Source organism: Ensifer sp. Root278 (genome assembly GCF_001429285.1).
In the GTDB taxonomy this organism is placed as follows: Bacteria; Pseudomonadota; Alphaproteobacteria; order Rhizobiales; family Rhizobiaceae; genus Ensifer.
The window spans coordinates 103,433-106,022 of sequence record NZ_LMJJ01000013.1 but is presented as its reverse complement, the minus strand read 5'-3'; the positions used below and the strand labels follow the sequence as shown (position 1 = coordinate 106,022).

Below are 2,590 nucleotides of genomic sequence, written 5' to 3'. Positions count from 1 at the left end.
AATTCCCGAGTGATCAGGCGATCGGACTCGGCCATCACATCATTTTTCGTAGTTTCGAAATTCACGTCCTGGAGTTGCCCCATAAAAACCGGACAGGATCAGGTTTCTGTTTGACGGTTTAAGAACTCGCGCGGTGATCGATATCCCAAAGCCTTGTGCGGGTGAAGCGTGTTGTAATGCTCGAACCATAAGGGCAGTTGGGCGATGACGGTTTCGGCGTCCGGAATGGGATTGACCGAGACGTAGTCGCGCTTGAAGGTTTTGACGAAGGCTTCCGCCATTCCGTTYGACTGCGGGCTGCGAATGGGTGTCGAGCAAGGCTCCATCCCGATATCCAGCAGCAGCGATTTCGTGTCCTTCGCAATGAAGCACGAGCCATTGTCAGTCAGCCATTCGATGGGCTTTGGAAGGGCGTTGATGCGACCGAAGCGGTTCTCGACGGCGGTGATGACAAGGTCCTGAACGTCCGCGCTCTTGATGCCTTCAGTGGTGGCGACGTGGGCAATGGCCTCGCGGTCACAGCAGTCGAGGGCAAAGGCAACGCGCACCTTCTCTCTGTTGTCGCAGCCAATTTCGAATCCGTCCGAACACCAACGTAGGTTCGACTGCTCCACAGCGACGCGGCCGTCGTGGCGACGGGTATCACTCGCACCGGTATGGCGCTGAAGGAGCAGGTCGTGCACCTTCATCACCCGATAGACGCGTTTGACGTTTGGCCAGGAACGGCCATCGTTGCTGGCGTTTCGGCGCAGAATGGCGTGAACCCGGCGATAGCCGTAGGTCGGCATATCGGCGATGATCGTTTTGATCTCATCCACCAGGCCCTGATCAGCAAGCGGCGGTCGCCCACGGGCTTTGGAAGGGATTTGCTTCACGCGCTCTGCAATGTTTGATCGGGCGACACCCAAAGTCTCGCACACCGCCGTCATCGCGAACTGCCCTTCGGCAATGACAGCGAGCGCAACAGGTGTTTTTTTGGGCCGGTGGCGATCTCAAGCGCTTCCTTGAGGATTTCGCCTTCCATCGTCTTCTTGCCCAACAGGCGCTGCAGTTCCTTGACCTGGTTCTGAAGGGCTCGATATTCGGATGCCGGAACGACGTCTTCCTGCGATGCGGTTGCGGTGAACGCTCCCTGCGCTGCAAGCTTGCGCCAATTGAACAACTGGTTCGGCTGGATGCCGTGACGCCGCGCGACGATGCTGACCGTCGCATCCCCTTCATACGTCTCCTGAACGATGGCGAGCTTCTCGGCCGTCGACCAGCGACGGCGGCGCTCAGGGCCGGACAGCACTTCTATCTTCGGGTTGTGACTACTCATAATGGGGACATTACTCCTCACACTTAACAAGTGGGAGATCATGTCCGGGGATTTATGGGGCCATTACACTGAANTCTCCTGAACGATGGCGAGCTTCTCGGCCGTCGACCAGCGACGGCGGCGCTCAGGGCCGGACAGCACTTCTATCTTCGGGTTGTGACTACTCATAATGAGGACATTACTCCTCACACTTAACAAGTGGGAGATCATGTCCGGGGATTTATGGGGCCATTACACTGAACATCGCTGCCACCGTTAGCGGCGCCTACCTAAGAATTACTACCTATGAATTAGTTGTCTTGGATAAGGGCCGGCTCCAAGACGGTTATGCCGTTCTCGACGCCACGGATGTTGCAGTGCAGGTTTGTTCGATATCCGTAGATCCCGTTGCTCGTCGAGCCGCCGCCATTTCGCTGTCCTAAGCTCGCACCGCCGGACATCGGCAATCATGCTGTTGCCGACCGGCGGACGCTTAACTCGCCAAGGCGCCGCGCCTTCGTCGTGGAGTCATGATAAGCGACGGCCTGCGTGCGGGCTGCGCTTCCCAATTGCTTACGCAGCGCCGGGTCCGACGCCAATCTCTGCATCGCCACCGACATGCCGGCAACGTCGCCCTCGGAGACAAGGTATCCTGTCCGCCCAGGGACGACCTGGCTGGCAATTCCGCCGATCGCAGTGGCGATGACTGGTAAAGTGCAGGCCATCGCCTCGACGATCGACACCGGCGACCCTTCCTTGATGCGCGAATGCCTGGATGAAAATGTCGTGCCGTGGCAGCTCCTTGGCCAGGCTCAATTAAGGCGGAGTTTCTTGACAAGTCTCTCTAGACTTTCGCGCTCTGGCCCGTCGCCGAAAACATCAAGCCTCGCCTTCGGATTGAAAATGGCGACGCGCGAAAAGGCGCTTATCGAGATATTATAGCCTTTTTCCTTCGACAATCGGGAGACCATCACAAACCGCAGCCTCGCGCATTCCGAGAACCTGAACCGCCTCGGCATTCTGCCCCTGCGCCTCGGCTTCCCGGCCAATGGGCCGAGGCGGGTGTCCGGGAACGCAACTGGTTTGCCAATGTCAGGACGATCAGCACGAGCCCGCCACCGCTGGCGACCTATCCGAGAGCGTTGGGTGAAAAAGGAAGATCACGCTCAGAAAGAGCGGCGTCCAAGGAAAATCAACGCCAAGCGCGAAATTCCCCGCGCCGTCTTCTCTTGAGTAAGCTGACGCATAAGGTGTCCACCAAAATAAGTGGACACCAAGTCGTGGAAGAAGATG

General features: G+C 57.8%; 1 protein-coding gene and 1 pseudogene. Both read right to left on the bottom strand.

Translation table 11 applies throughout. The features are described 5' to 3' along the window. Positions 1–98: 98 nt before the first annotated feature. Positions 99–1,318 (bottom strand): IS3 family transposase gene (locus ASE60_RS14095; protein ID WP_113738009.1). Its coding sequence is split into 2 segments (ribosomal slippage): positions 99–985 and positions 985–1,318, totalling 1,221 coding nucleotides; the frame shifts between segments, so codons are not numbered across the junction. Positions 1,319–1,764: 446 nt separating this feature from the next. Further along, a pseudogene (locus ASE60_RS35645) lies at positions 1,765–2,268 on the bottom strand (glycosyltransferase). Positions 2,269–2,590 lie beyond the last annotated feature (322 nt).